Source organism: Protofrankia sp. CiP1_Cm_nod4, from assembly GCF_982290645.1.
In genome coordinates this window covers 4,209-4,649 of sequence record NZ_CEVIVC010000133.1, presented here as the reverse complement: position 1 = coordinate 4,649, position 441 = coordinate 4,209, and the positions used below count along the sequence as shown (strand labels likewise).

1 protein-coding gene is annotated in these 441 nt (G+C 75.7%); it reads left to right on the top strand.

What is annotated here, in order from left to right; all coding sequences use genetic code 11:
- Positions 1-13 precede the first annotated feature (13 nt).
- The coding region (locus AC5LSR_RS19535; RefSeq protein ID WP_493468783.1) for an RNHCP domain-containing protein at positions 14-441 on the top strand (428 nt) is incomplete at its 3' end.

Genomic DNA, 441 nt, shown 5'->3' with positions numbered 1-441 from the left:
TTACTGTCATGCGGTGACCCGTCGCTTCACCCGTACCGCCGAGGACTTCCACTGCCTTGCCTGCGGGACGCCGGTGCGCGGCGACGGCTACACCAACCACTGCCCGCGCTGCCTGTGGTCCCGGCACGTGGACGTCAACCCCGGTGACCGGGCCGCCGACTGCACGGGGCCGATGCGTCCGGTCGCGGTGGAGGTGCGCGCCGGGCGAACCGTCCTGCTCCACCGCTGCGAGACCTGCGGCCACCAGCAGCGGAACAGGACATCCCCGGCGGACGACCTCGAGGCGGTCATGCGGCTGTCGGCGCAGGGCGGCGTCCACGCCGGTGCCGCCCCGGACCGTGCCCCGCGAGGCGGGCGCGGACGGCCCGGCCGGCGCGGGCGGGCCGGGTCCCGGCAGGCGTACGAAGGGTACGGGTCGGGATACGAGGGGCACGGGTCGGG